Origin of the sequence: Minwuia sp. IMCC3009 (assembly GCF_029909415.1) — a bacterium.
In the GTDB taxonomy this organism is placed as follows: domain Bacteria; phylum Pseudomonadota; class Alphaproteobacteria; order Minwuiales; family Minwuiaceae; genus Minwuia.
This window is the reverse complement of sequence record NZ_CP123781.1, coordinates 1,111,376-1,137,855: the sequence shown is the minus strand read 5'-3', so window position 1 is coordinate 1,137,855 and position 26,480 is coordinate 1,111,376. Positions and strand designations below refer to the sequence as shown.

25 protein-coding genes and 1 other RNA gene are annotated in these 26,480 nt (G+C 64.0%); 11 read left to right on the top strand and 15 right to left on the bottom strand.

The annotated features are described in order from the left end of the window. Positions 1–18: 18 nt before the first annotated feature. The 3 genes from polA to QGV55_RS05370 are packed head-to-tail and all read right to left on the bottom strand — an operon-like array spanning position 19 to position 3,681. Positions 19–2,811: a DNA polymerase I gene (gene polA / locus QGV55_RS05380; RefSeq protein WP_281017872.1), complete on the bottom strand. Its 2,793-nt coding sequence runs from the start codon at positions 2,809–2,811 to the stop codon at positions 19–21. Between the two features lie 7 nt (positions 2,812–2,818). Then, entirely contained in the window at positions 2,819–2,998 is a 180-nt protein-coding gene (locus tag QGV55_RS05375) for a zinc-finger domain-containing protein (RefSeq protein ID WP_281017873.1), read from the bottom strand. 56 nt (positions 2,999–3,054) lie between these two features. Next, complete coding sequence (locus QGV55_RS05370; RefSeq protein ID WP_281017874.1) at positions 3,055–3,681, bottom strand: cation transporter; 627 nt, start codon at positions 3,679–3,681, stop codon at positions 3,055–3,057. A 107-nt stretch (positions 3,682–3,788) separates the two neighbouring features. Between QGV55_RS05370 and QGV55_RS05365 the strand changes: the two genes are divergently transcribed. The 5 genes from QGV55_RS05365 to QGV55_RS05345 all read left to right on the top strand — a co-directional run bounded on the left by QGV55_RS05365 (position 3,789) and on the right by QGV55_RS05345 (position 9,106). After that, positions 3,789–4,259 (top strand): helix-turn-helix domain-containing protein, encoded by a 471-nt coding sequence (locus QGV55_RS05365; protein ID WP_281017875.1) that lies wholly within the window; start codon positions 3,789–3,791, stop codon positions 4,257–4,259. Next, positions 4,256–5,191: an ABC transporter ATP-binding protein gene (locus QGV55_RS05360; protein WP_281017876.1), complete on the top strand. Its 936-nt coding sequence runs from the start codon at positions 4,256–4,258 to the stop codon at positions 5,189–5,191. Before QGV55_RS05365 ends, QGV55_RS05360 begins: the two co-directional genes overlap by 4 nt. Next, positions 5,188–6,564 (top strand): MATE family efflux transporter, encoded by a 1,377-nt coding sequence (locus QGV55_RS05355; RefSeq protein WP_281017877.1) that lies wholly within the window; start codon positions 5,188–5,190, stop codon positions 6,562–6,564. Before QGV55_RS05360 ends, QGV55_RS05355 begins: the two co-directional genes overlap by 4 nt. Positions 6,565–6,796: 232 nt before the next feature. Continuing rightward, positions 6,797–7,495, top strand: a complete 699-nt coding sequence (locus QGV55_RS05350; protein ID WP_281017878.1) for a response regulator transcription factor — start codon at positions 6,797–6,799, stop codon at positions 7,493–7,495. 15 nt (positions 7,496–7,510) lie between these two features. Further along, positions 7,511–9,106: a stimulus-sensing domain-containing protein gene (locus QGV55_RS05345; protein WP_281017879.1), complete on the top strand. Its 1,596-nt coding sequence runs from the start codon at positions 7,511–7,513 to the stop codon at positions 9,104–9,106. A gap of 32 nt (positions 9,107–9,138) precedes the next feature. Here QGV55_RS05345 and QGV55_RS05340 read toward each other — a convergent pair whose 3' ends face one another. Both QGV55_RS05340 and QGV55_RS05335 read right to left on the bottom strand, forming a co-directional pair. Beyond that, positions 9,139–10,290, bottom strand: a complete 1,152-nt coding sequence (locus QGV55_RS05340) for an acyl-CoA dehydrogenase family protein (protein ID WP_281017880.1) — start codon at positions 10,288–10,290, stop codon at positions 9,139–9,141. After that, positions 10,287–11,366: an LLM class flavin-dependent oxidoreductase gene (locus QGV55_RS05335; RefSeq protein ID WP_281017881.1), complete on the bottom strand. Its 1,080-nt coding sequence runs from the start codon at positions 11,364–11,366 to the stop codon at positions 10,287–10,289. The genes QGV55_RS05340 and QGV55_RS05335 overlap by 4 nt, the downstream gene beginning before the upstream one ends. Before the next feature lie 179 nt (positions 11,367–11,545). Here QGV55_RS05335 and QGV55_RS05330 point away from each other — a divergent pair, with 179 nt between their 5' ends. Continuing rightward, positions 11,546–12,106 (top strand): PAS domain-containing protein, encoded by a 561-nt coding sequence (locus tag QGV55_RS05330; RefSeq protein WP_281017882.1) that lies wholly within the window; start codon positions 11,546–11,548, stop codon positions 12,104–12,106. Positions 12,107–12,134: 28 nt separating this feature from the next. Here QGV55_RS05330 and QGV55_RS05325 read toward each other — a convergent pair whose 3' ends face one another. From QGV55_RS05325 to QGV55_RS05315, 3 genes are all read right to left on the bottom strand, one after another. Beyond that, complete coding sequence (locus tag QGV55_RS05325) at positions 12,135–13,103, bottom strand: alpha/beta hydrolase (protein WP_281017883.1); 969 nt, start codon at positions 13,101–13,103, stop codon at positions 12,135–12,137. A 13-nt stretch (positions 13,104–13,116) separates the two neighbouring features. Beyond that, entirely contained in the window at positions 13,117–13,737 is a 621-nt protein-coding gene (locus QGV55_RS05320) for a glutathione S-transferase family protein (RefSeq protein WP_281017884.1), read from the bottom strand. A gap of 343 nt (positions 13,738–14,080) precedes the next feature. Then, positions 14,081–15,219, bottom strand: a protein-coding gene (locus QGV55_RS05315) for an IS3 family transposase (RefSeq protein ID WP_281015974.1) whose coding sequence is annotated in 2 segments (ribosomal slippage) — positions 14,081–14,955 and positions 14,955–15,219 — 1,140 coding nt in all. Because the reading frame shifts where the segments join, the coding sequence is not laid out codon by codon here. Between the two features lie 32 nt (positions 15,220–15,251). Here QGV55_RS05315 and QGV55_RS05310 point away from each other — a divergent pair. Next, a complete protein-coding gene (locus tag QGV55_RS05310; RefSeq protein WP_281020077.1) occupies positions 15,252–15,770 on the top strand; it encodes a hypothetical protein in 519 nt (172 codons plus the stop codon). 176 nt (positions 15,771–15,946) lie between these two features. On the opposite strand, the gene QGV55_RS05305 is transcribed toward QGV55_RS05310, so the two are convergent. From QGV55_RS05305 to ssrA, 4 genes are all read right to left on the bottom strand, one after another. Beyond that, a complete protein-coding gene (locus tag QGV55_RS05305) occupies positions 15,947–17,194 on the bottom strand; it encodes a response regulator (protein WP_281017886.1) in 1,248 nt (415 codons plus the stop codon). A 92-nt stretch (positions 17,195–17,286) separates the two neighbouring features. Then, a complete protein-coding gene (locus QGV55_RS05300) occupies positions 17,287–18,033 on the bottom strand; it encodes a DUF4197 domain-containing protein (protein ID WP_281017887.1) in 747 nt (248 codons plus the stop codon). A 565-nt stretch (positions 18,034–18,598) separates the two neighbouring features. Then, complete coding sequence (locus tag QGV55_RS05295) at positions 18,599–19,114, bottom strand: ClpXP protease specificity-enhancing factor SspB (protein WP_281017888.1); 516 nt, start codon at positions 19,112–19,114, stop codon at positions 18,599–18,601. A gap of 83 nt (positions 19,115–19,197) precedes the next feature. After that, positions 19,198–19,527, bottom strand: a transfer-messenger RNA (tmRNA) gene (ssrA, locus tag QGV55_RS05290). Between the two features lie 76 nt (positions 19,528–19,603). Between ssrA and thyX the strand changes: the two genes are divergently transcribed. From thyX to QGV55_RS05270, 4 genes are all read left to right on the top strand, one after another. After that, complete coding sequence (gene thyX / locus QGV55_RS05285) at positions 19,604–20,539, top strand: FAD-dependent thymidylate synthase (protein ID WP_281017889.1); 936 nt, start codon at positions 19,604–19,606, stop codon at positions 20,537–20,539. A gap of 177 nt (positions 20,540–20,716) precedes the next feature. Continuing rightward, positions 20,717–21,151, top strand: a complete 435-nt coding sequence (locus tag QGV55_RS05280; protein ID WP_281017890.1) for a nuclear transport factor 2 family protein — start codon at positions 20,717–20,719, stop codon at positions 21,149–21,151. A gap of 93 nt (positions 21,152–21,244) precedes the next feature. Further along, positions 21,245–22,774 (top strand): long-chain fatty acid--CoA ligase, encoded by a 1,530-nt coding sequence (locus QGV55_RS05275; RefSeq protein ID WP_281017891.1) that lies wholly within the window; start codon positions 21,245–21,247, stop codon positions 22,772–22,774. A 76-nt stretch (positions 22,775–22,850) separates the two neighbouring features. Beyond that, complete coding sequence (locus tag QGV55_RS05270) at positions 22,851–24,041, top strand: zinc ABC transporter substrate-binding protein (protein WP_281017892.1); 1,191 nt, start codon at positions 22,851–22,853, stop codon at positions 24,039–24,041. A gap of 5 nt (positions 24,042–24,046) precedes the next feature. On the opposite strand, the gene QGV55_RS05265 is transcribed toward QGV55_RS05270, so the two are convergent. From QGV55_RS05265 to QGV55_RS05255, 3 genes are read right to left on the bottom strand one after another with little or no spacing between them, the layout of a single operon-like run. Beyond that, positions 24,047–24,655, bottom strand: coding sequence for an ABC transporter ATP-binding protein (locus tag QGV55_RS05265; protein ID WP_281017893.1), 609 nt, complete (start codon positions 24,653–24,655; stop codon positions 24,047–24,049). Next, positions 24,652–25,410: an ABC transporter permease gene (locus QGV55_RS05260; protein WP_281017894.1), complete on the bottom strand. Its 759-nt coding sequence runs from the start codon at positions 25,408–25,410 to the stop codon at positions 24,652–24,654. Before QGV55_RS05260 ends, QGV55_RS05265 begins: the two co-directional genes overlap by 4 nt. A gap of 14 nt (positions 25,411–25,424) precedes the next feature. Beyond that, positions 25,425–26,426: an ABC transporter substrate-binding protein gene (locus tag QGV55_RS05255; RefSeq protein ID WP_281017895.1), complete on the bottom strand. Its 1,002-nt coding sequence runs from the start codon at positions 26,424–26,426 to the stop codon at positions 25,425–25,427. Between the last annotated feature and the right edge of the window lie 54 nt (positions 26,427–26,480).

Below are 26,480 nucleotides of genomic sequence, written 5' to 3'. Positions count from 1 at the left end.
CAGATCAACAAAGGTCTATCAGTGCGCGTCGGCCCAACTGTGGCCCTGCCCGGCCTCGGCCACCAGGGGCACTGACAGGCGTGCCGCGCCTTCCATGATCCGGCGCACCGTTGCAATGGTCGCCTCGACCTCCGCATCCGGGGCCTCGAAGATCAGTTCGTCATGCACCTGCAACAGCATCCGCGCCTTCAGTCCGGCCTGCGCCAGCCCGTCGGGAATGCGGATCATGGCGCGCTTGATCACGTCCGCCGCCGTGCCCTGGATGGGCGCGTTGATCGCCGCACGCTCCGAGAAGCTGCGCATCGCCGGGTTCTTGTCCTTGATGCCGCGCAGGTGAATCCGCCGCCCGAACAGGGTCATGACGGAGCCCGCTTCCCGCGCCTCCGCCTTGGTGCGGTCCATGTAGTCCTTCACGCCCGGATAGCGCTCGAAATAGGCGTCGATGAACTGCTTCGCCTCCCCCTGCGGGATCTGGAGCTGGCGCGACAGTCCGAAGGCCGAGATACCGTAGATGATGCCGAAGTTGATCGCCTTGGCCCGGCGGCGGGTCGCCCCGTCCATGTCCTCCAGCGGGACGCCGAAGACCTGGGACGCGGTCAGGGCGTGAATGTCCACACCATCCGCAAACGCCTGTTTCAGGGAGTCGATTCCGGCGATGTCGGCCAGGATGCGCAGTTCGATCTGGCTGTAGTCCGCGGAGATCAGGGTATGCCCCTCCTCCGCGATGAAGGCGGTACGGATCTTCCGCCCCTCCTCCGTCCGGATCGGAATGTTCTGCAGGTTGGGATCCGATGACGACAGCCGCCCCGTCGCCGCACCGGCCATGTGATAGGCGGTGTGGACGCGCCCGGTCTCGGGATTGATCTCCCGCGGCAGGGCATCCGTGTAGGTCGATTTCAGCTTGGTAAGCTGCCGCCAGTCCAGCACGCGCCGGGCAAGGTCCACGCCCTGCGCGGCCAGATCCTCCAGCACCTCTGCGCCGGTCTGATAGGCCCCGGTCTTGGTCTTCTTGCCGCCGCTGAGGCTCATCCTGTCGAACAGGATCTCGCCGAGCTGCTTCGGGCTGCCGACGTTGAACTCTTCCCCTACCAGACCGTGAATCTCCTTCTCGATCTCGGCGGCGCGCTGTTCGAAGTCCGCCGACATGTCCTCCAGGATCTTCCGGTCCACCTTGATCCCGGCCTGCTCCATGCCGGCAATCACCGGCACCAGCGGCCGTTCGATGGTCTCGTAGAGGGTGACCATCCGTTCATGCACCAGTCGCGGCTTCAGCAACTGCCAGAGCCGCAGGGTCACGTCCGCATCCTCCGCCGCATAGTCCAGCGCCTTGTCGAGCGGCACACGGTCGAAGGTGACCTGCGCCTTGCCGGTGCCCGCGACTTCCTTGTAGGGGATCGGCGTGTGGTCCAGATGCAGCCGCGCGAGTTCGTCCATCCCGTGACCATGCTGTCCGGCGTCGAGCACGAAGGACAGCAGCATGGTGTCGTCGATCGGGTCCAGCGGCGCCCCGGCGCGGGTCAGTACCGTCTGGTCGTACTTGATGTTCTGGCCGACCTTCAGCACGCCGGGATCGGCGAACAGCGGACGCAGCAGGTCCAGGGCTTCCTCGACAGGAATCTGCTCAGGATCGTCAGCGGCCTCGCCGCCCAGGTCCAGCTGCCCCTCCGGCACCTTGCCCTTGTGGCGCAGCGGGATGTAGCAGGCCTGTCCCGGCGCGGTCGCCATGGAGATTCCGACGAGTTCCGCGGCGACCGCATCCAGAGACGTCGTCTCCGTATCCACCGCGACAACCCCCGCCTTCTCCGCCGCTGCGATCCAGCGTTTCAGGCTGTCCACATCCTGGACCAGTTCATAGGCCGCATCCGCCGGGGCGGCAGCTTCGGCGGCGCGGGCGGCCTCGACCTCACCTTCCGTGCCAAACCGGTTGCGCACCTTTGTGGTCAGGGAACGGAACTCGTTCGCCTCCAGAAATCCGGTCAGCTTCGCCAGATCCGGCGGACCGATGGTGAAATCCAGGAAAGCCTCGTTGACCGGCACGTCCCGTTTCAGCGTCACGAGCTGGCGGCTGATCCGCGCCAGCTCCGCGTGCTCGATCAGGTTCTGGCGCCGCTTCGGCTGCTTGATCTCCTCCGCCCGCGCCAGCAGGGAGTCGAGATCGCCATATTCGTCAATCAGTTGCGCCGCTGTCTTGACGCCGATGCCCGGCACGCCCGGCACATTGTCGGTCGAGTCTCCGGCGAGGGCCTGAATGTCGACGACCTTGTCGGGATCGACAAAGAACTTCTCCCGCACCTCGGCAGGGCCGATCCTGCGGTTCTTCATCGGGTCGAGCATGGTCACGCCATCATCGACAAGCTGCATCAGATCCTTGTCGGAGGAGACGATGACCACCTCATGCCCGTCCTCCCGCGCGTGCTGCGCGAAAGTGGCGATCAGGTCATCGGCCTCGAAGCCGTCCATCTCCAGCGACGGCACGCCAAAGGCCTCCACCGCCTCCCGGAACAGCGGGAACTGCGGGATCAGGTCTTCCGGCGCGGGCGGACGGTTGGCCTTGTACTCGGGATAGATCTCGGACCGGAACGTCTTCCGCGACGTATCGAAGATGACCGCCAGATGGCTCGCCTTGCCGGCCGACGTCAGATCATCGAGCAGCTTGTAGAGCATGTTGCAGAAGCCGAGCACCGCATTGACCGGCGTACCGTCGGCACGGGTCAGTGGCGGCAGCGCATGATAGGCCCGGAAGATGTAGCCGGAGCCATCGACCAGATAGACCAGATGCTGCGTCTTCTCCGCGCCGGAACCGTCACTCATGGTCGGCTCAATGCGCCGCGGCGTGGCCCGCACCTTCCTTCAGGACGAAGCGTCGACCGCAGTAGGGGCAATCGATGGAGTTCTCGTTCCCCATCTCCAGGAACACCCTGGGATGGCCGAGCGGGCCATTGTCGCCGTCGCAGGCGACGCGCTTGTCTTCCGTTTCAACGATTTCCGCTGGTTCCATGGCCTCGGCCCCTGTGCTGTTGCGTGGCCGCGATGATAGCGTCGGCAGCGCACCGTTCAAGCATGGCCCGGCGCCCCATGGCGAAGTTCATGCCGCGCCTGCCTCAGCACCGAAACCGCGCTCCAGAATGCCAGCAGTGCCATGATGCTGGCGACGACCAGATCGGGCCAGCGGCTGGCACTGGCGAAGACACCGGCACCGGCGAGAATCACCGCGACATTGTTTATGGCGTCATTGCGGCTGCAGAACCAGACGGAGCGCAGATTGGCGTCGCCGCTGCGGAACCGCAGCAGGAACAGGACGCTGATCAGGTTGGCCGCCAGGGCCAGACCGCCGATCGCGCTCATGGTCGTCGCATCGGGCACATCACCCATGATCGCTGCCCGCACGGCCGCAGCCAGGATCCAGATACCGAACAGTGCCATGCTGGCGGCCTTCAGGATTGCCGCCCAGGACCGGGTCCGCAGACTGGCGGACAGGACCGCGAGGCTGATGCCATAGGTCGCCGCATCCCCGGCAAAGTCGAGCGAATCACTGAGCAGCGCCAGAGAGCCGGACTGAACGCTGGCCGCAACCTCCACCACGAACATCACCGCATTGATGGCAATGACGATCAGCAGGATCCGGCGAATCTCCGGCCTGTCGGCAGGCAGTTCCGCGCCGTGATTGCATCCGGCACCCATGGCTGTCTCCTTGACTTCACTGTGATGCCTGCAACATGGGATCTCCAGTAACTAGAGGTTCAAGGGCTATCTTGGTGGACCTCCAGATTTTTCGCCGGAGCAGGGAAATGCTGGGAATCGGACAATTGTCTGCGGAGACCGGAACCAAGGTTCCGACCATCCGCTACTATGAGGACATCGGCCTGCTGCCGGAGCCGGAGCGCACCGTCGGCAACCAGCGGCGCTATGGCCAGCAGCAGGTCGATCGGCTGCGGTTCATCCGCCACTGCCGCGACATGGGCTTCCCGCTGGCAGATGTTCGCGCCCTGCTCGACCTCAGCGATGACCCGGAACGGTCGTGTGCCAGCGCGGACACCATCGCCCGTCACCAGTTGCAGGAGGTCGAGCGCAGGCTTGCAAGTCTGGCCAGCTTGCGGCAGGAACTGTGTCGCATGATCGACCAATGCGCGGGCGGCACGGTGGCCGACTGTCGCGTCATCGAATCCCTTGCCGATCATGCCCACTGCATTGCCGACCGGCACACGACGCCTGCCCCGACGGAGCAGCATGTCGAACCAACACGACGGGACCCTGCATGACCGACAACGCCATCCAGACGCGGGATCTGCGCAAGACCTATCGCGGCAAGAAATCCGACGGCATCAAGCAGGCGCTGAAAGGCGTCGATCTGACCGTGCCGCGCGGATCATTCTTCGCGCTGCTCGGCCCCAACGGGGCGGGCAAGTCCACCTTCATCAATATCCTAGCCGGGCTGGTGATGAAGACCAGCGGCACCGCCTCCATCTGGGGCATGGACATCGACAGTCATCCCCGCCAGGCGCGGGCGGCAATCGGTGTCGTGCCGCAGGAACTGAACCTGGATGCCTTCTTCACCCCCCGGGAGGTGGTCGAGTTCCAGGCCGGCCTCTACGGCGTGCCGCGCAAGGAACGCGCGACGATGGAGGTGCTGGACGCCATGGGCCTGGCCGACAAGGCCGATGTCTATTCGCGCTCGCTGTCGGGGGGCATGCGGCGGCGGTTGCTGGTGGCAAAGGCCATGATCCATCGCCCGCCCGTTCTGGTACTGGACGAGCCGACTGCAGGCGTCGATGTGGAGTTGCGCCAGCAGCTCTGGCACTACATCCGCGCCCTCAACCAGGACGGCACCACCATCATGCTGACGACCCACTATCTGGAGGAAGCCGAAGAGCTGTGCGACACCATCGCCATCATCAACCATGGCGAGGTGGCGGCCTGTGAGCCGAAGGAAACGATGATCCGTCGGCTGGACCACAAGTCGGTCGCGATGCGGCTCGACCGGGAGATCGACGGGATCTCCGACCGGCTGCAACGGCTGGGTGCCACCGTGGACGAATTCGGTCGCCTGTGCGTCAGCTACCATCCCTCCGAACGCTCCATCGGCGAGATTCTGGCCGCAGTCCAGGCCGCCGGTCACACCATCGCCGACCTGTCGACGGAGGAGTCGGACCTGGAGGATGTCTTCCTCTCCATGACCCGCAGCAGCGCGTGAGCGTCGCCGCGCCGGGCATGCCCCAGTCGCTGCGCCACCACATCTGGCAGACACTGAAGCTGGCGGGACCGGTGGTCATCGCGCGGTCCGGCGTGCTGATCATGATGGCTGTCGATACGGCCATGGCAGGCAGCGCAGGCGGGGACGAGCTGGCCTATTTCGGGCTGGGCCTGTCGCCGACCATCGCCCTCACACTGCTGGGTCTGGGATTCCTGTTGGGTGTCACCGTGCTGACCAGCCAGGCAGATGGTGCGGGGGAGCCGGAACGCGCAGGTCATATCTGGCATGTCGGGCTGGGCCATGCACTGGTCGTCGGAACCATCTTCGCCATTGTCTGCCAGTTCGGGATCGCGATCCTGCTGGCGCTGGGTCAGGCCCCTGACCTGGCAGAGGGTGCAGGGCGGGTCATGCACATGCTCGGCTGGGGCCTGCCTGCCGTGATGGTCTTCGTCGCCTGTTCCTTCTTCCTCGAGGGAGTCAGCCGACCCGCCCCGGGCATGATCATCATGCTGGGCGCGAACGTGCTGAACTTCGGTCTCAACTGGCTGCTGATCCATGGCAATTCGGTTGCCGGCATCACCTTCAGCGACGCCATGGGCGCGGAAGGTGCGGCACTGGCCACCACCATCGCCCGTTGGGCCACTGCGCTGATCGCCCTGACCTACATCTGGTTCATGCCCAGCCGCGACCGCTATCGCGTGCGTGGCGGCGGTCCCTCGGCACCGGAGGCAGGCAAGCGCATCCGGCGCATCGGCTATCCCATGGGCCTTGGCATGTTCATCGAGACCGCAGCCTTCATGGCCATGACGCAGATGGCCGGACACCTCGGCAAGGCGGAAGTTGCGGGCTACCAGATCGCGCACAACCTGGTCGCACTGGTCTTCATGTCGGCGATCGGCATCGGCGCGGCGACCGGCGTGCGTGTCGGCAATGCCGTCGGGCGCAATGATCCGCACGGGGTCCGCATGGCCGGTGGGGTCGGCGTTGGCCTGGTGGTCATTGCCATGATCCTGCTCGGCGCCTGCTTCGTGCTGATCCCGGACCTGCTGACCGGCCTCTACACCTCCGACGCAGCGGTCGCGGCGACGGCAATCGGTGCCCTTGCGGTCGCCAGCAGCATGATGATCTTCGACGGATCGCAGGGCGTGCTGGTCAATGCACTGCGCGGGCTCGGTGATGTCTGGTTTCCCATGGCCGGACAGTTCGTTGCCTTCTGGCTGATCGCCACGCCCGTCGCCTGGATGCTGGCCTTTCACATGGAGTTCGGCACGCCGGGTCTGATGGGCGGCATCTATGCGGGCTGTGTCGCGGCGACGACCATAGCCGCCTTCCGTTTCAACGTGATCTCCCGCCGTCCGCTGCGCCGGGTGTGAGAGCGCGGGAGGCGTTTGTTTGCTGACCCCGGCCAGCCCTCTCCCCCTCCCGGCCACCCACGCAAGTATCCTGAAATGGGTGGCCGGGAGGGGGAGAGGGCTGGCCGGGGTCAGAGAAAAGCGTCTTCCCTGCCCCTGAATCGCCGCAATCCTGACCCGTTGCGGTCCAGCTTTCGTCAGAGACAGGACCATGCAACGATCAGATACAGAACGACCCGAGGGGGAACTGGGGATGAGTGACACGATCGCGCTGGTCGATGACGACCGCAACATCCTGACATCCGTTGCCATCGCGCTGGAGGGTGAGGGCTTTCGCGTCCGCAGCTTCTCGGACGGGGCGGAGGCACTGCGCGGACTGACCGCGCAGGCCGTTGATCTGGTCGTGCTCGACATCAAGATGCCGCGCATGGATGGGATGGAGACACTGACCCGCCTGCGCCGCACCTCCGATGTGCCCGTGATCTTCCTGACCTCGAAGGACGATGAGGTTGATGAGGTGCTGGGCCTGAAGATGGGGGCCGACGACTACATCAAGAAGCCGTTCTCCATGCGCCTGCTGATCGAGCGCATTCGCGCCGTCCTGCGCCGCCGGGAAGCCGCGGCCAATCCGTCGGAAGACAATGACCGGAAGGTGATAGAGCGGGGCGATCTGACCCTGGACCCCAACCGCCACCATTGTGAATGGCGCGGCAAGGCCGTGAAGCTGACTGTCACGGAATTCCTGATCCTGGAATCGCTGGCACAGCGCCCCGGCCACGTGAAGACCCGCGATCAGTTGATGGACGCAGCCTACGAAGACAACGTCTATGTCGACGACCGCACGATCGACAGCCACATCAAGCGCCTGCGCCGCAAGTTCAAGGTGGTGGATGACGAATTCGCGGCAATCGACACTCTCTACGGCGTCGGCTACCGGTTTCGCGAAACCTGATCGGGCCGTTTCCACTTGTCTCCCCTCGCCCGCCGCATACTGGCCATCAACCTGCCTGCCTTTCTGGTGCTGGTCGGCGCGTGGTTCTATCTGGACCAGTATCGTGCCGGGCTGGTGGAGGCGCGGCAGGAAGCCCTGGCGAAGGAGGCGCATCTGGTGGCGGGCGCACTGGGCGAGGCTGCCCTTGCCGGCCCCATCGAGCGGCTGCGGCTGGACCCTGCCCTCGCCGCCTACATCCTGCGTCGCGCGGTTCTGACCACCGGTGCGCGGACGCGGCTGTTCGATCCGGAGGGGCGTCTGATGCTCGACAGCCGCCGCCTGCCGACGGCCGAGCGGCAGGTGGAACGTCGCGACCTGCCGCCGCCCGGTGACCTGACGGACCCCCTGAGCCTGCTTGGCGTCATGTGGGATCGGGCGATGAACCTGATACCCCGCCGGGGCGACTATCCGGTCTATCGCGAGACCAATGGCGGCACGGTGCGTGACTGGCCCGACATTGCCCTCGCCGCGCAGGGGTTCGAGGTCAGCCAGGTCTGGCGCACTTCCGGCGGACGGCTCGTGATCGGTGTTGCCGTACCTGTCAGGGCACTGAAACGCGTTCTGGGCGCCATCGTGCTCACGGTCGATACCTACGAAATCGACGATGCCGTCCGGCGGGAGCAGGCGGCAACCCTCGCCGTGTTCGGCATGGCGGCACTGATCACGCTGATGCTGTCGCTCTTCCTCTCGCGCTCCATCATCCGCCCGATCCAGCGCCTGTCCCGCGCCGCCGACCGGGTGCGCGCGGAAGGCGGCGGCCACGATGCCATTCCCGACATGAAGGCGCGGCGTGACGAGATCGGCGACCTTTCGGTTTCACTGCGCGCGATGACGGAGGCGATCAACGGTCGCGTGGGCGCCATCGAAGCCTTCGCCGCCGACGTGGCGCACGAACTGAAGAACCCGCTGACCAGCCTGCGCAGTGCGGTGGAAACGCTGGAGCGCACCGACAAGCCGGAGGCGCGCAAGGAGCTCACACGCATCGTTCTGGAGGACGTACAGCGCCTGAACCGCCTGATCAGCGAGATTTCCGACGCGTCACGTATCGACGCCGAAATGGGACGGATAGAGCGTGAGAGCGTCGATGTCGGTCAGATGGTCCTTGCCCTGCGCGAAATCCTGCAATCCACCTGGACCAACGTGCGGATCAATACCGACGTGCAGTCGGGCGCGGACCTGCGGGTGATGGGCGCGGAGCACCGGCTGGGACAGGTCCTGCGCAATCTGGTCGACAATGCGGTGTCCTTCAGCCCGGAGAACGGGCAGGTCATGATCCGTGTCTCGGCGGAGGCGGATCAGATTCTGCTGGCGGTCGAGGACGAGGGTCCGGGCGTGCCGGAGGAGGCACGGCAGAAGATCTTCGAGCGCTTCTATTCCGAACGCCCGGCGGGGGAGGCCTTCGGCACCCACTCCGGTCTCGGCCTGAACATCTGTCGCCAGATCGTGGAAGCCCACGGTGGCAGCATGAGCGTGGAGAACGTGAAGGATGTGGGCAGCCACGGCCTGCTGATGGGCATTCGCGGTGCCCGGTTCACCGTCCGCCTGCCGCGCGCGGGCGGCAAGCAGAAGTAGTCGCCAACGCCGCTCAGGCGGTGCGGATCAGGTCAGAACCCGAGCTGCCTTGCCGCCAGATCGCGCATGATCTCCTCCGCCCCGCCTCCGATGGCATTGACGCGCACCTCCCGATAGATCCGCTCCACCTTCGGCCCCTTCAGGTAACCCGCGCCGCCGAAGGTCTGGACTCCTTCGCGGGCGCAGTGCTCCATCGTCAGCGTCGCCTGGTTCTTCAGCATGCAGATCTCGGCCACCGGGTTGTCACCCTGGGTGATGCGCCAGGCCAGCGATTCCAGCATCGCCTGGGTGGCACTGATGCGCATCGCCATGTCCACCAGCTTGTGGCGCACGACCTGATGGTCGATCAGCCGCTTGCCGAAGGTCTGGCGCTGCTGCGCGTAGGCGACCGTCTCGTCGTAGCAGACCCGGGCAAAGCTGGTGCAACCCGCCGCCATCATCAGGCGTTCGTAATTGAAGTTCTGCATGATGATGCGGAACCCCTGGTTCTCCTCCCCGATCAGGTTGCCCACCGGGACCCGCACATCGTCGAAGTAGAGCGTGGCGGTGTCGGAGGCATGCCAGCCCATCTTGCGCAGCGGTGTCCGGGTAAAACCGTCCATCCCCGCCTCGATCAGCAGCAGGGAGACGCCCCCCATGCCCGGACCGCCGGTCCGCACCGCCACCGTGATGAAGTCCGCCTGCATGCCGGAGGTGATGAAGGTCTTGGAGCCATTGACGACATAGTGGTCGCCATCGCGACGCGCTGTGGTTTGCAGGTTGGCCACATCCGATCCGCCCGACGGTTCCGTGATCGCCAGCGCCATGATCTTCTCGCCCGACAGCACCTGCGGCACGATCCGCCGCTTCAGGGCGTCGGAACCGGCGCGCACCACGGGCGGCAGTCCGATGGCATGGCTGCCCAGGCTGGCACTGACGCCGCCCGCCCCGGCACGCGCCATCTCCTGACTGGCAATGATCATGTAGAAGACGTCGAGGCCCAGACCCCCCACGTCCTCCGGGTAATGTGCTGCGAAGAAGCCCATCTCCGCAGCCTTGCGATAGAGGTCGCGCGGCAGGCGTTCCGCCGCCTCCCATTCCTCGACATGCGGTTCGATCTCGCGTTCCGTGAAGCGGCGCACGGTGTCGCGCCAGGCCTCATGATCCTCGTTCAGAAACGGACTTGGTGGCTGGTTCGGTATCATGTTCGGCCCTCCCTGGCCGCCAGTTTTGCCCGGACGGGTGCGATCACGTCGCGCACCATGATCTCCAGGCTCTCCACTGCACTCTGCAGCGACGTGCCGGGCAACTTCGGTTGCCAGACCAGCCGGTCGAGCTTCATCGGTGCCTGTCCGGCGACAATGTCATCGACGATCCGGTCCGGTGGCCCGATCAACCAGCGCCCCTCCACGAAGTCGGGCGAAAGATAGTCGGGATCGTCGCGCGTCATGGCACGTTTCTGCCCGGTCTTCGGGTCGCGCCAGGTCAGGCCGGTCCGTTCGGGGGCATATTGCTGGCGATAGACCAGATCAATGGTGGCTTCGTGCCGTTTCAGCGCATCCTCCACGGAGCCGCCGAAGAAGACCTCCCGCAGGATCGCGTGGGGCAGTGCCGCCCGCCCCTGCCGTGCCGCCTCCTGATCAAAATCACGGAACTGCCGCGCAGCATGCTGATCCTCGACCAGTGGCGAGATCACCAGCCCGCCGCCATGACGCACCGCCCGGGCACGCGACACGGGTGCCGCTGCACCGATCCAGAGTGGCGGCGGTCCGGGCCGCAGGGGTGCCGGGCACAGGCGTGCATTCGCCGCCTGATAGATGTCACCGGTATAGTCGAATGCTTCCCCCGTCCAGGCCAGCCCCAGCACCTCGAGCGCTTCCTCGAACGCACGGGTCCGGCGGCGATAGTCGGCTCCGACCGCCGCGAACTCCTCTGGCCGGTAGCCCTGCCCCAGACCGATCTCCACCCGTCCGCCGGACAGATTGTCGAGCACGGAGAGATCTTCCGCCAGACGCATGGGATGGCCGTAGAGCGGGGCTATCGCGATGGCCTGACCGATGCGACAGCCAGGCGCGGCGACGGCCAGCGCGGCACCGGCAACGATGGGCGACGGGCAATAGCCATCCGCCTCCCCATGGTGCTCGCTGACCCAGATGCTGTCGAGGCCAAGTCTGCTGGCCTCTGCCGCCAGTTCCAGTGCTTCGCCATAGACCTGCGCAGCGGTCTCGCCCGCGCCGGCATGCGCCTGAAGGCTGAGCGAGATTCCGAATTCGAGCGTCATGCCTGTGTAACCTCCCCAAATTCCACAGCGTCCGCGCCCGCTATCCTGCGCCCCGCCGCACCCCCGTGGCAAGCCATACGCATGGCAGCTTGCCAGCCAACGCATTGGCATCCCACGCCGAACAGGCCCACCATTCCTTCCCCCTGTCCTGCAGGGGCAATCATCAATGGGAGTCACCGATGACCAACCCAGAAGAGAAACCGGCTGCCTATGCCTCTCCACCCTGCTTCATGCATGAAGTCGATCCGGCCTGGTCCGGCGTGGCACCGGACACGGAAGGAAACAGGATGAACGATCAGGCCTCCCCCACGACCCTGAGCAAAAGGGAACTCGAACAGGCGGGACTGCAGGCATTGCTGAAGATCCCCGACGCGGCGGTCCTGTGCGACAGGAAGGGCGTCATCACCTTCTGGAACGACGGTGCTGCGCGGATATTCGGATACAGCGCCACCCAGGCGCTGGGACAGTCCCTGGACATCATCATTCCGGAACGGCTGCGCGAACGTCACTGGAATGGCTACTTCGCGATGCTGAAGACCGGAACATCCATCCACCAGCCCAGCGAGTTGCTGAATGTGCCGGCGCTGACCCTACTGCGGAAGACCATTTCGATCCAGTTTACCGTCGCCCCCATCTCGGACGACGACGGCAGGATCACCGGCATTCTCTCCATCATGCGCGACATCACCGAAACCCGTGACGAGTTGCGGCGACTGCGAACCCTGGAGAACGCGCGCTGACCAGCGCGGTGCAACCCTCCCCCTGTCCTCAGCCCCGGAAGGCCCGGCGCAATGCCGCAGCAATGTCATCCATGGCGACATGGGCGATACTGACAACCCGGCCCATGCGCAGGAAGCCATGGATCATCGTGGGATATTCGACAAGCTGAACCGGCACGCCTGCTTCCCGCAGGCGTCCGGCATAGGCAACGCCCTCGTCACGCAGGGGATCATACCCGGCAACCTGCACGAACGCCGGCGGCAGCCCGGACAGATCCTCCGCCAGCAGTGGTGATGCATCCGGATGGGTCCAGTCTGTCTCATCCGGCATGTACATCCCCCGGAACAGGTCCATGGTGGCCTTGGTCAGCAGGTAACCGGTGCCGTTTTCCTCCAGGCTGCCTCCCTCCGCCGTGAACTGGGTCGCGGGGTAGGTCAGCACCTGCAGGGCAATGGCCGGGCCGTCACCGGCGTCGCGCAGGCGGCGCGCGGTCACAGCCGCCAGATTGCCGCCGGCACTGTCCCCGGCAAGTGCCAGACGGTAGGCGTCAATGCCGAAGTCAGCCGCATTGTCGGCGATGAAACGCGTCGCACGCTCGCAATCGATCGGAGCGGCGGGAAACGGATGCTCCGGGGCAAGCCGGTACCCTAAGGAGACGATGACGGCGTCGGAGCGAAACGCCAGCGTCCGGCAGACCGCGTCATGGCTTTCCAGATCACCGATGACCCAGCCACCGCCGTGCATGAAGATCACCCCGGGCGCGGCGGCCCCGATGCCGGGCGGATGGTACACCCGGATCGGCACCTCCGGATCCGTACCGGAGGCGGGAACGACAAGGTCCTCGACGCGGGCAAGCTCAGGCGTCGCCTGCGCGAATGTCTCCATCATAGACGCATAGCCGGTGCGCATGGCCTGCGGTGTCGGCTTCTGGAACGCGGAGCCCCCGCTCGCGGCGGCATCCAGCACGATCTGGCACTGCGGATCGACCGGTGGGCGTGAATGCGGCTGATCGGCCATGGTCTCCTCCCCCTCAGCTCAACGGAATCATGACATGTTCGCGGAAGGCGGGACGCTCCGCCAGTCGCGCATGATAATCCACGACCGCGGAAAGATCGGGCCGGTCGATGGGCATGTTGAGCCAGCGATAGGCCAGTGCCCCGGTCGGAATGTCGCCCATGCTCAGGGTCTCGCCTGCGACCCAACCGGTCTTCCGAAGCTGGGCGTCGAGGATGCCCATCTGCGCATTCAGACGCCCGACGGCAGCGTTGATGACGGTCATGTTGCGCTCCGCCTCCGGGGTGCGGATCAGCCCCAGGAACACGGTGATGAGGTCCGGCGCCACGCTTGCCGCCTGCCAGTCCATCCAGCGATCCGCGGCGCTGCGCTCCCCGGGATCGGTCGCCCACAGGGCTCCGGCAGAATACTTTGCGCACAGGTAGCGCACGATGGCATTGCTTTCCCAGATCGTGACATCGCCGTCCGTGATCACCGGAACCCGCCGGTTGGGGTTCATGGCACCATATTCATCCGTGTCGAGGCCACCGAAGGCACCACCGACGCTGGTATGCTCATGCGGCAGACCCAGTTCGGCGACGGTCCACATGACCTTCTGCACGTTGATCGAATTTGTCCGTCCCCAGATCTTCAGCATAGTCCCCTCCAAATGCATTGCCCTGCCCAGGCTAGTGCGTTTGCCTGACTGGTAAATCCCGGCTTGCCGCTGGTCGCGGATCGCGCCCCTGCGTGCAGTGAAATCAGGTCTCCGAACCACGCTCTGCCGCAAAACTGGACAGATGCGCGCTCAAGAGATGATACACGCGCCCAAAATTTGCGCCATGTCATGTAGCGCTTGACTCATTCCGGCCGAAGCCAGACGCTTTTGTCATCATTCTGGAAAGGTGCACACATCCTGTGCATCTTTCCGATCATCCCGAGAGGTGGTTCGGTTCGTTTGAACAGTTTCGAGCCGTTTCTTAGGTGGATTTTCCGCTTGGTTATGCCGCCACCGGGATTGGTTGCAACTTGATGTGATATGCCTGATCGGGCGTTTGCCCTTCCAGCGATGAATGCGGTCTCCTTGTGTTGTAGAAGGCCAGGTATCGGTCGATGCCCTGTCGGGCGGCTGACACGCTTTCATAGGCGTGCAGATAGACCTCCTCGTATTTGACGCTGCGCCAGAGCCGTTCGACAAACACGTTATCGCGCCAAGCGCCCTTGCCATCCATGCTGATCTGGATGTCGGCGTCCTTCAGCGCCTTGATGAAGTCAATGGACGTGAACTGTGATCCTTGGTCCGAGTTCATGATCTCCGGCTTGCCATATCTGCGCAGGGCATCATTCAAGGCCTCCAGACACGGCGCTGTTTCCAGCGTCACCGACAGCCGCCAGGCCAGAACCTTGCGGCTGAACCAGTCCAGAACGGCGACCAGATAGACGAACCCTCGGGCCATGGGAATGTAGGTAATATCCATGGCCCAGACCTGATTGGGCTGCGTCACGGCCAGCTTGCGCAGCAGGTAGGGATAGATCCTGTGACCGGGCGCAGGCTTGCTGGTGTTCGGTCTGCGATAGAGCGCCTCAATGCCCATCGTTTTCATGCAGGTTGCCACGTGCAGCCGCCCGGCCGTGAAGCCTTCCTGCCGCAGCAACCCTTTCATCATACGGCTGCCCGCGAACGGGTAGTCCATGTGCAACTCGTCAATTCTGCGCATAAGCTTGAGGTCCGCCGCACTGGTCGGGCGCGGCGCGTAATACAGGCTGCCCCGGCTGATCCCGAGAAGCCGGGCTTGCCGTGTCAGGCTCAGCCTGTGGTCCGGGCCCGTCATTTCCTTGCGCTCGGCAACAGACCGGCCTTGTCGAGCGCGCCCTCTAAAAAATCGTTTTCCAGCGCCAGCTGGCCAATCTTCGCGTGCAGGGACTTTACGTCGATCTGCGGCTCTTTCGCGGCCTTTGGCGTGTCATCGAAGACACCCGTTACGCCCTCAAGCAGCTGATCCTTCCACTGCTTGATCTGATTGGGATGCAGGTCGAACTGCGTCGCCAGCTCGCTCATCGTCCTGTCGCCCTTCAGCGCCGCCAATGCGACTTTCGCTTTGAAGGCAGGGCTGTGGTTCCGCCTGGGTCGTCTTGTCATCTTCGCTCCTTCGTCCCGGCAACGCTGCCGGATTGGGAGCAGAAAATCCACCTAACTCAACTGTCCAGATTTGTCGGGCCACCTCTGAGAACACAGGCAACAACTGCATTCCTATAAGTCCGGAGTTTGATTTCTGCGGTGCTGAACAAGGATGGAACCGGATTGGCGCAGCATCGAGGGAAATTTCTGCGCAATTTCGTCTTGACGACCGGAATTACGGGATCTTTGTCGTTGAAAAACTGGGGCACGAAGACGGTATGACCCTGAGATACATGCGTACTGCTGTAATTCAGAATTTCGCGACTGCTGCTGGAATTTCAGCTGAAGATATCATCATACACAGTGCAGAAGACGGTGATTTTGGTGGAGGAAAATCCACACTCCTGATATATTCGGGAGAATGGCAAGGCCTTAAAGTTCTTTATTTCAATAAAATTGTATCAAGACCAAAAAGAACATTTCAATTAATCACTTACACCATATCGACAACACTCAAGGATCATCATCGAAAAATTCATAGCGATTTTCTTTCCTTGGTGAAATTCAAATAGAACGCCGAAAGATAATTTGGAATCTTACTGGCACCTATCTGATAGCGAAGCCCTCTTGCTCGCCTGCTCGTCGTCCGGGTCAAGCTGGATCCATGTGCTTCAGACAACGGATTCAGTGCCAGACATTCTATCGAAAGCAACGCGCCGCCAACTCAAGCGAACGAACAGTGTTCGACCTAAAGCTTCACACTCATCCCTTCGGCAGGGGCGGAGCATTTCACCGCCGCCCCCCTCTCCGCGATCATCTCCGTCGCCAGGCGCAGTTTCTCGTCGATGGCGGCATCGTCCTGGGACGGGTCGTGGTGGTAGAGACAGAGTTCGCGGACCTCCGCCCTGCAGGCCAGTTCGACGACCTGGCTGAGGCAACTGTGGCCCCAGCCGACCTTTGAGGCATATTCGTCGTCGGTGTAGGTGCTGTCGGTCACCAGCAGGTCGGTGCCGCGCACGAAGTCGGCAAGCTGGTCCATGTATTCCGGCGAGTGATAGTCGGACTCGGGCAGGAAGAGCTCGTTGTCGGTGATGTAGCAGAAGCTCCGTCCGCCATATTCGACCCGGTAGCCCAGGCAGTAGCCGGGATGGGACAGCAGCATCGTGCGCACCTTCAGCCCGGCGACGTCATAGGTCCCCTCCCGCAGGTCGCGAAAGGTGACACGGGCACCGAACTCCCTGACGGTGATGGGGAAGTAGGCGCCGTCCATCTGCGCCGAGACGAGATCGCCGATCCCCATGGAGCCATGTGACGGCCCCAGGATTTCGTAGTCATTGCCGGTGACATAGAGCGGCGCGAAGAAGGGCAGCGCGTTTATGTGGTCCCAGTGCGGATGGGAGATGAAGATCTTTCCCTCCGTCCGGGTCTTGCCGGCCTTCATCAGGCTGTCCCCGACCTCCCGAATGCCACTGCCGGCATCGAAGACGAAGAACTGGCCGCGGGGAAAATTGAGGGTGATGCAGTTGGTCTGCCCACCATATTTCAGGCTGTCCGGCCCGGGTTTCGGCAGGGTGCCGCGCACGCCCCAGAACTTCACCTCCACGGTGTCGTTCAGGATGCGCTCCACGGTCTCCAGGAACACGTCGCTCTTGATCGGTTTCTGGATGAAGGCGTCGGCACCAACCTCCAGCGCGCGGCGGCGGTCGTAGTCGAAGGCCTTGCCGGAGAAGACGAAGATGCGGGTATCGGCATTCGCCGGATCCTCCCGCAGCTTCTGGGTCAGTTCCAGCCCGTCCATGTCCGGCATCATGATGTCGGTGACCACGCCATCCGGCTTCTCCCGCCGGATCGCCTCCAGCCCTTCAAGGCTCGACTGAAACACCTCGACCGCGTGACCGGCACGCTTCAGCAGCGCCGCCGCATGGCCTGCGGCAACCCGGTCGTCATCAACGATGATGAAACGGCGCTGTTCTGCTGCGCCGAGATCATCTGGCACTGCGGCCCCTCCTGATTGCCTGTCTGCGAAAGACAGTATGAAACGAAACTGTCATGGATACAGCCCTTGACGCGCTGGTTCGTCGAAACGGCTCAGTTCGCGAAGACCTTCTGCAACAGTTCGGTGGTCCGCTTGGCAGGATTGGCGCGGATCGCCGCCTCCTCGACCGCCAGATAATGGAAGATTCCGTCCAGCCCCAGATCCAGCACGTGGCTTGTCAGATCGGCCCTGAGGTCCGGCACAAGCGGCATCTTGCCGAACTGGCCGACCGCATTCTCGTAGACCTGGATCGCACCGACCTCGGAAAGACTCCGGTCCACCACCGGCTCCATTTCCGCCAGCAGGCCGGGCGTCATGCGTTGACGGAAATACTGCGTCGCGGCGTCCTTCGGGCCGTTCAGGATGTTCATGGCGTCATCGATGGTCATGGTGTCGACCGCATCGACAAACAGGTCGCGCGCCTTGACCGATGCCGTCTCCGCAGCACGGTTCAGGCGCGTCTCCAGATCATCGAGCTGGTTCGACATCCCCATGCGGTTCAGCACCTTCTGCGCGCGGGCCAGATTGTCGGGCAGCGGAATGTGGATCAGGCTGTCATTCTCGAAGCCCCCCAGCGCGCTGACCTGGTCGATCACGCGGGCGCTGCCGATACGAAGGGCTTCCTTGAGACCCCGCCCGACCTCGTCCGCTCCCAGCGCGGAACCGGACGATGAACCACCAAGGGACGGGATGCTCTGCGTGGCACCGCCCAGCAGGTTCTTGGCCTTGCCGAACAGGCCGTCCGCGGCAACGGGCGCCGAGAGCAGGGTGATCGCGAGCAGCAGGGCAATCTTGCGCATGTTCATTCTCCACATCACTGGGCCGGGGCCATGATGATCATCTCAGTCACTGACGCATATGGAAAGTGGTGGCGTCTCCGCCTTGCGGAGATACCGCGGCGACCCGGACAGCATGGATTGGGGGGTCGGGGATCCTGATTGCTGCCCGGGTCGTCGGGAGCCCGAGGGCTGATCAAACAACAGCAAGCAACAGGCCAGAAATCCGCAGCACGGGAACCTTCCCGGGAATCCACCAACGGCAGAACAGCCGGGAAACGGAGATTCAGACGCCAGATCGCGTACTTGGCCCCGAATACCAGCAGTCCGGCATTCCCGACAGGTGGTCTGAAGTGTGATGGCCGTTAACATTGCGCCGGCGCGATTGACCCTGCGCAAATCACGAACTGTGATTGCAAATAGACGTGATCGATGCACCGAAACGCGACGGACGGTGCATATTGGGACAGTGCCAACAGGAGATCACAATGTGTCGAGACGGCGCTGCATCGATCTGCCGGACAGAAGACCGAGTCCACGGAACGCCCGCTGATCGCGAACCGGCGGCAAGCCGGTAATCGGTCGCGTCCTAGCTCTTCTTGCGGAACGCATCCAGCGACACGACCTCGCCGGCCTTCTCCTCCGGCGCACCTTCACCGCTCTCTTCGGCCTCCGGAACCTCCGAATCGCCGGACTCCTCCGGCACCTTCATCGGTGCGAAGGCATTGCCGGCGGGCACCACCGACTCGCTGTCGATCTGGTCCATCTGCGGCTCGAACTGCAGACCGAACTGCACGCTCGGGTCGGCAAAGGAGGTGACGGCAGCATAGGGCACATGAATGCGGGTCGGCAGCTTGTTGAAGCTTAGCGAGACCTCGAAGAAGGTCTCCTCCACCTTCAGATCCCAGTACTGGTGCTGCAGCACGATGGTCATGTCGTGCTCGTACCGCTCCAGCAGATGATCGGGCAGTTCCACGCCCGGAAAGCGGGTCAGGAACGTGACATAGAAATGGTGGTTGCCGTGCAGCCCCTCGGTGTTCGCGGCATGCAGCGCGCGCCGGACAACCCCGCGGAGAGCATCCTCGACCATCTGTGCGTATTTCATCGTACCCTCCGAAGTCGCGGGTCTGCGACTGCCCCCCTCTGACACGGTATCACCGCGGGTCTGGCCAGTCGCGACCGGAATTGGGTGGGGGGCTTCTGTTGCCCGGCGCCCCCCGGGCCGCGCTTGCTTAGCTATTAAGCAGCGAGCACCATTTCATTATCATTGGCACTTATCAAAGTTGGTCCGATACGGTGGTACCATGCCGGGCGAAAACCACACCTTTACTACGCACGTCGATCCTGTTTCGCCCCCATCGGGTCCCATCGTCCCCGGCACAAGTCCGGCTGGAGGAGTTGGTGGAGGCGCCGGGCACTGCCCCCGGGTCCGTTACGCCTATTTCGTATAGCGTTTATCGCCATAGTCGGTTGCCCGACAGCCCCTATATGGGCCATTTCGACGGCATTTCCTAGAGGGGGCAGGCGGAATTCGGGATCGTCGAATCGCCAATTGCCCCTATCATCGTGCGCCACGCCACCGGAGAACGCCCAGATGCCGCTGACACAGGACCAGATCGACGATATCGAGCGGATGCGGGCGGAAACGCAGCCCACGCGCCGGGTCGTCTCCACCGCGCTGGAAGATCAGCTCTATACCGCCGTTCCCCTGCTTGATCATGGCTTCGTGCGGGTCATCGACTACATGGGCGACGACAATGCCGTGGTGCAGGCGGCACGTGTTTCATACGGGCGCGGCACCCGCAAGGTTAGCCAGGATGCCGGTCTGATCCGCTACCTGATGCGGCACCGCCACACGACGCCGTTCGAGATGTGCGAGATCAAGTTTCACGTCAAGCTGCCGATCTTCGTGGCACGACAGTGGATCCGCCACCGCACCGCCAACGTGAACGAATATTCCGCCCGCTATTCGATCCTCGACCGGGAGTTCTACATCCCGGAGCCGGCGCAGCTGGCGTCCCAGTCGACCGCGAACCACCAGGGGCGCGGCGCGGTGCTGGAGGGGGAGGAAGCCGCCCAGGTCCTCGACATCCTGCGCAACGATTCCGCGCAGGTGTACGAGCACTATTCCGAGATGCTGAACGAGGGCACGGACGGTCAGCCGCTTGATGCGAACAAGAGCGGACTGGCGCGGGAACTGGCGCGCATGAACCTGTCGCTCAACTTCTACACCCAGTGGTACTGGAAGACGAACCTGCACAATCTGATGCATTTTCTGTCCCTGCGTGCAGATCCGCATGCACAATACGAAATTCGCGTCTACGCCGACGCCATGATCGAGATGATGCGGGCCTGGGTACCGCTGACCACCGATGCGTTCGAGGAGTATCGGCTGGGGGGTATGCACCTGTCCCGTACCGCGGTCGCCATCGTGCGCCGGATGCTGGCGGGGGAGCAGGTAACGCAGGCTGACAGCGGCCTCTCGGCCCGGGAATGGCGCGAAATGATGGGCGCGCTGGGCCGCGACTGAACCGCGCGGCGCTGTCACCCGGCCCCGCGACAGGGACGGGATCCGATCAGATCGCGCTTGCGGTACGGTTCTTGCGTCTCCTAGTGTCACCAAACCATTGACGACCGGCAACCGTACCCGGATGCGGACCGGTGCCGAGTACAGGGAATGCCGGACAGTGACTGACGAGACCCGGACATGAGCGAGACCAGCGGCAATTTCGAGATCGGGGGACGCGCGCCCTCCCTGCAGCAGATATTCGACAAATGGCTGCAGGCCTTTGGCGGTGCCTGGCAGGCGGAAAGCGCCGACGACCTCGCAGGTCTGTTCGACGCCGACGGCGCCTGGTTCGAAAGCCCCTTCGGACCGCCGGTCAAGGGGGCCGAGGCCATTCGCGCGCACTGGCAACAGGCGTTGCAGGGCCAGGCGGACATCGTCTTCATGTATCGGATCCTGGCCACCAACGGCGACATGGGTGTCGCCCGCTGGGCCGCGCAGTTCGATCTGGTCGATTCAGGTGTTCGCGTCGAGTGCGACGGCATCATCGAATGCCGGCTGCTTGCCAACGGTGCGGCACGGGTCGCCCGCATCTGGTGGCATAACCGGGAAGCCCCGGCGCGCAAGGGCAACTGAGCATGCCGTTCGCCTGACACACCCCTGCGCCGATAGTGGCTTGCACTTCGTCCTGCCCATTGCCATGACTCGGCCAACAGGGGAGGAATTTCCATGACGATCAAGGTCTACGACTGGCTGGCGCACCACGCGATGTTCCGCGGCGAACACACGGCGCTGATTGATCTGGCGAGTGACCGCCGGTTCACCTACATCGAAACCAATGACCGCACCGGGCGTCTGGCGACCTGGCTGTCGCGCGATCTCGGTGTGCAGAAGGGTGATCGCATCGCCGTGCTGGCCCCCAACACGACCGATGTCATCGAGGTCCAGTTCGCCTGTGCCAAGCTCGGCGCCGTCATGGTCCCGCTCAACTGGCGTCTGACGGTCTCCGAACTGAGCTTCATCACCTCGGATTCCACGCCGAAGGTCATCGTTCACGGCAGCGAGTTCGCGGAGACGGCGCAGGCAGTGGCGGAGAAGGTCGGCATTCCCCATGTCGTCGAGACCACATGCGACGGCGGCGACAGCGCGTACGAGCGCGGGATCGCAAGCCACACCGAGCCGACGCTGATGGTGGACCTGACGCACGACGATCTGTGGACCATCATGTACACCTCCGGCACCACGGGGCTGCCCAAGGGCGCGATGATCACCCATGGCATGACCTTCTGGAACACGGTCAACCTGGGCCTGCCCCACCGCATCACGCCGGACTCGGTGCAGCTGACGGTGCTGCCGCTGTTCCATACCGGCGGCCTGAACTGCTACACCAATCCGGTCATGCACGCGGGCGGCACGGTGCTGATCATGCGCGCCTTCGATCCCGGAACCGGACTGAAGCTGCTCGGCGACCCGGAGTTCGGGGTTACCCACTTCTTCGGTGTGCCGGCGAACTATCAGTTCATGGCACAGCTCGACGAATTCCCCGACACCGACCTCTCGCGCGTCCAGGTCGCGGGTGTCGGCGGTGCCCCGGTTCCCGTTTCCCTGCTGGAAACATGGGCCGCACGCGGTCTTGGCCTGGCACAGGGCTTCGGCATGACGGAGACGAGCCCGACCGTCCTGGTGCTGGATGCAGGCGACGCCATGACCCGTCCCGGATCGGCCGGCAAGCCCGCACTGCACAACCAGGTTCGGATCGTGGACGAGAACGGCAACGACCTGCCGGTGGGCGAGATCGGCGAACTCTGGTGCAAGGGTCCCAACATCACCCCCGGCTACTGGAACCGGCCGGAGGCCACGGAGGCCGCGATCCAGGACGGCTGGCTGAACACGGGTGACGCATCGCGCTGCGACGAGGATGGCTTCTACTTCATCGTTGACCGCACCAAGGACATGTACATCTCCGGCGGCGAGAACGTCTATCCGGCGGAGGTCGAGAACGTGATCTATCGCCTGGACCAGATCGCGGAAGCCGCCGTGATCGGCCTGCCAGACGACAAGTGGGGGGAGATCGGCTGCGCCGTGATCGTGCTGAAGAAGGGTGCGGAACTCTCCGCTGACGCGCTGACGGCCTATTGCCGAGAGCATCTGGCAACCTTCAAGGTGCCGCGCCGTGTCGAGTTTGTGCAGACCCTGCCGCGCAACGCTACCGGCAAGGTCCTGAAACGGACGCTCAGAGACGATTTCGCGGGGACCTGACGGGCCCACACGAACAGTTTGACGTTCATCGAATGATGTATAAACTTCGCCGCACATCGAAGTGTGGAGAAGACTGATGCTGCGTTCCCTCTTGCCTGCCGTTCTGGCCCTGACACTCACTGCCGGATCGGCGATGGCGGAGGCGCGTATCCGCGTCAGCGCCTCCATCGTCCCGATCCATGGACTGGTCGCTGCGGTCATGGAGGGTGTGGCGGAGCCGGACCTGATCCTGCCGCCGGGGGCGTCACCGCATGGGTATGCACTCCGGCCCTCCGACGCGCTGGCCCTGTCCCGCGCGGACGTGATCTTTCGCGTCGGGCCCTCCCTTGAGGCCTTTCTGAACCGCCCCCTCGCCAATCTCTCGAAGAAGGCGAGAGTCGTCGAACTGATCGAGGCCCCTGGCATGCGCCTGCTGCCCGTCAGGGACAATGAAGCTTTCGAACCACATCACCATGATCACGGAGAGCATGCCGATCACGACGGGCACGATGATCACGAGAAACATGCCGACCACGACGGCCATGATGATCACGAGAAGCACGCCGACCACGACGGCCATGATGACCACGCGAAGCATGCCGACCACGACGGGCACGATGACCACGCGAAGCACGCCGACCACGACGGCCATGATGACCACGAGAAGCACGCCGACCACGACGGCCATGATGACCACGAGAAGCATGCCGACCACGACGGCCATGATGACCACGAGAAGCATGCCGACCACGACGGCCATGAGGGAGACACAGACCAGCATGTCTGGCTGGACCCGCAGAACGCGATCGCCATCGTTCGCCATGTCGCGGACGTTCTGGGTGAAGCCGACCCGACAAATGCCAGCATCTACAGGGAAAATGCCACGCGGACCATCCGGCGCCTGAACGAGCTGGAGTCAAGCACCGCCGAGCGGGTGGCGTCTGTCACCGACAGACCGTTCATCGTTTTTCATGACGCCTATCAGTACTTCGAGAACCGGTTCGGCGTGACCGCCGCCGGTTCCATCGCGATCAACCCGGAGGTCTCTCCCGGTGCACGCCAGATCAGCCTGATCCGGTCCCGCATTACCGAACAGAACATTCACTGCGTACTGGCGGAGCCCCAGTTCAACAGCGACATCGTCGAGGCGCTGGCCAGTGACAACCATGTACACGTTGGTGTGGTGGATCCCGTCGGGACAACGTCGCCCGCCGCAACGGACAACTATTTCGGCATGATGGACCGGTTGGTGACCCAACTGACCACTTGTCTTGGTGCCACCGGCTGACGGTCCTACGCCGTGGAGCGGGATGCATCGCCCCTGTCGAGAACGACATTCCGATGCGCCAGTTCCGCGGCCTCCGCCGCATCATGCGTCACCAGCAGTGTCGTGGTCGGGTGCGCCGCCAGCAGGCGTTGCAACAGGGCACGCATCTCCGTGGCGGTCTCCGCATCCAGCGACGCGAACGGTTCGTCCAGCAGCAGCACCGCGGGACGGATCGCAAGCGCCCGGGCAACGGCCACCCGACGCTGCATGCCCAGGGAGAGTTGACCGGGGACCTTCACCCCCTCCCGCGCCAGCCCGACATCAGCCAGCCACTGCTGCGCCTGCGCAGGCGTGATGCCGCAGGCCAGACACAGGTTCTCGCTGACCGTCCGCCAGGGCAGCAGGCGTGGTTCCTGAAACACATAGCCGACCCGGCTGTCAGCGGGGGCCGGTGAAACCTCCCCCTCGAAGGCAAGGTCCAGACCGGCGATGATGTTGAGCAGGGTGGTCTTGCCGACGCCGGACCGACCGGTGATGGCCACGACCTCCCCGTCCGCGACCCGCAGGTCCAGATCCCTCAACACCACTGCATCACCAAAACGCTTGGCGCGGATATGGATGTCGAGGGCGCTCATGCGTGCCGCCACCGGTTGGCGCGCCGTTCCAGCGGTCGCAGGATGCCCCATTCGACGATCTGCATCACCGCGATGAACGCCAGCGCATAGGCCAGGATCGCGTCGATCTCGAACAACTGGAAATGCAGGTGCAGCTTGAAGCCGACGCCGGAGCCCCGGCCGAGCAGTTCGACCACCAGCACGATCTTCCAGATCAGTGCGATCCCGGACCGGGCAGCGGCGGCCAGGAATGGTGCCATCTGCGGCAGGATGACGTGTCGCAGCGTCTGCCCGCGCGTGAAACGGAACACCCGCGCCATCTCCGCCAGTTTCGGGTCCAGCGCCCGCGCGCCTTCGCGAACCGTCACGACGACATTCGGCACCTTGTTCACGGTCACGGCCAGGATTGCCGCCACCTCCGTCAGGCCCAGCCAGACATAGGCCAGGATCATGACAACCAGCGCAGGCAGGTTCAGGAAGAACACCAGCCAGAGGTCCAGGAACCGGTCCGCCGAGCGGTTCAGCCCCATCCACAGCCCGATCATGATGCCCAGCGACATGGCCAGCACGAAGGACAGCAGCACGCGATAGAGCGTGACCCCCAGTTGCCGGAACAGTTCCCCGCTCGCCGCCTCCCGCGCCATCACGTCGAACACCTGCACCGGCCCCGGCAGGGTCAGCGGGTCCGTCAGCGCGGCAGCGACGACCCAGAGGGCCAGCAGGCTGCCGAGCGAGAGGATCCAGACAAGGCGTCCCTTTGACGGCGGACGTGGCATGCGGGGCCTGGCGCTCAGAAACGCGCGGCCGGGTGGAAGGCGGCGGCATCCAGTGTCGTCGCCTGCCCGACAAGCTGCGTGCCCCCTGCCCCGGCGAGCAGGTCGTACAAGGTGCGGGCTGCATTGATCTCCGCATCACCGAACCCCGCAGGTATTCCGGCCCGGAACCGGGCTTTCAGGGTCTCGAAGACCGCATCGTCGCTTGCGCGCATCAGGGGGCGCAGGGGCAGCCATGCCGCATCATCATTCGACAGGACGTTCTTCGCGGCGCGGGAGGCACGCAGGAAGGCGGCTTCCGCCTCCGCTCTCGACCCGTCCGTGTCTTCCCGAAACACGTAGCCGACAAGCGACGTGCCGGCGGAACCACCAAGCCCGACAACCATGTCGTCCATGTCCGCCAGCCTGCGATGGCCCGCGGCCTCCAGCCGGGCCGCGAAATGCCAGAACGTGATCAGGGCATCCAGTTGCCCCTTCATGAACTGCTGTTGCAGCAGGGGTGGCGCGCCATAGACCGGGCTGGCGGCATCGGCAGGGTCAAAGCCATGGCGCTGCTTCACCAGGGAGCGCAGCAGCAGCCACGACTTGTCCAGCGGGCCACCGGCGACACCAATCTTCACACCCTTCAGGTCGGCAATGTCCTGCAGCGAAGAACCCGCAGGCACCATGAGCGCGCCGACGGTGTTGGAGAAGGGCGCGAAACGCAGCATCCGGCCGGACGCGCGCTGGCGGGCCACCCAGACGATGTCGGTGACGATGGCATCGACCTCACCGCCCTGAAACGCGATGGCCGCCGCCTGCTTGCCGGCAAACTCCCGCACCTGCAGGTCCAGACCTTCCGCCTCCGCCAGGCCGTGGCTGCGGATGGTCTCCAGCTCCCACGCAACGGTGCCGAAACCCAGCACGCCGAGACGCAAGGTCCGCTCCGCTGCCTGAGCCAGAGACTGTGCAGGAGCCAGTGCCACTGGCAGGACCAGCAGCGCCAGCATGATCCATATGGGAACCGAAGATCGGCGCATGACAGTTACCTCCCCGTCCCCGATCTGTCGCCGGGTGACATTGATACCGCCGAC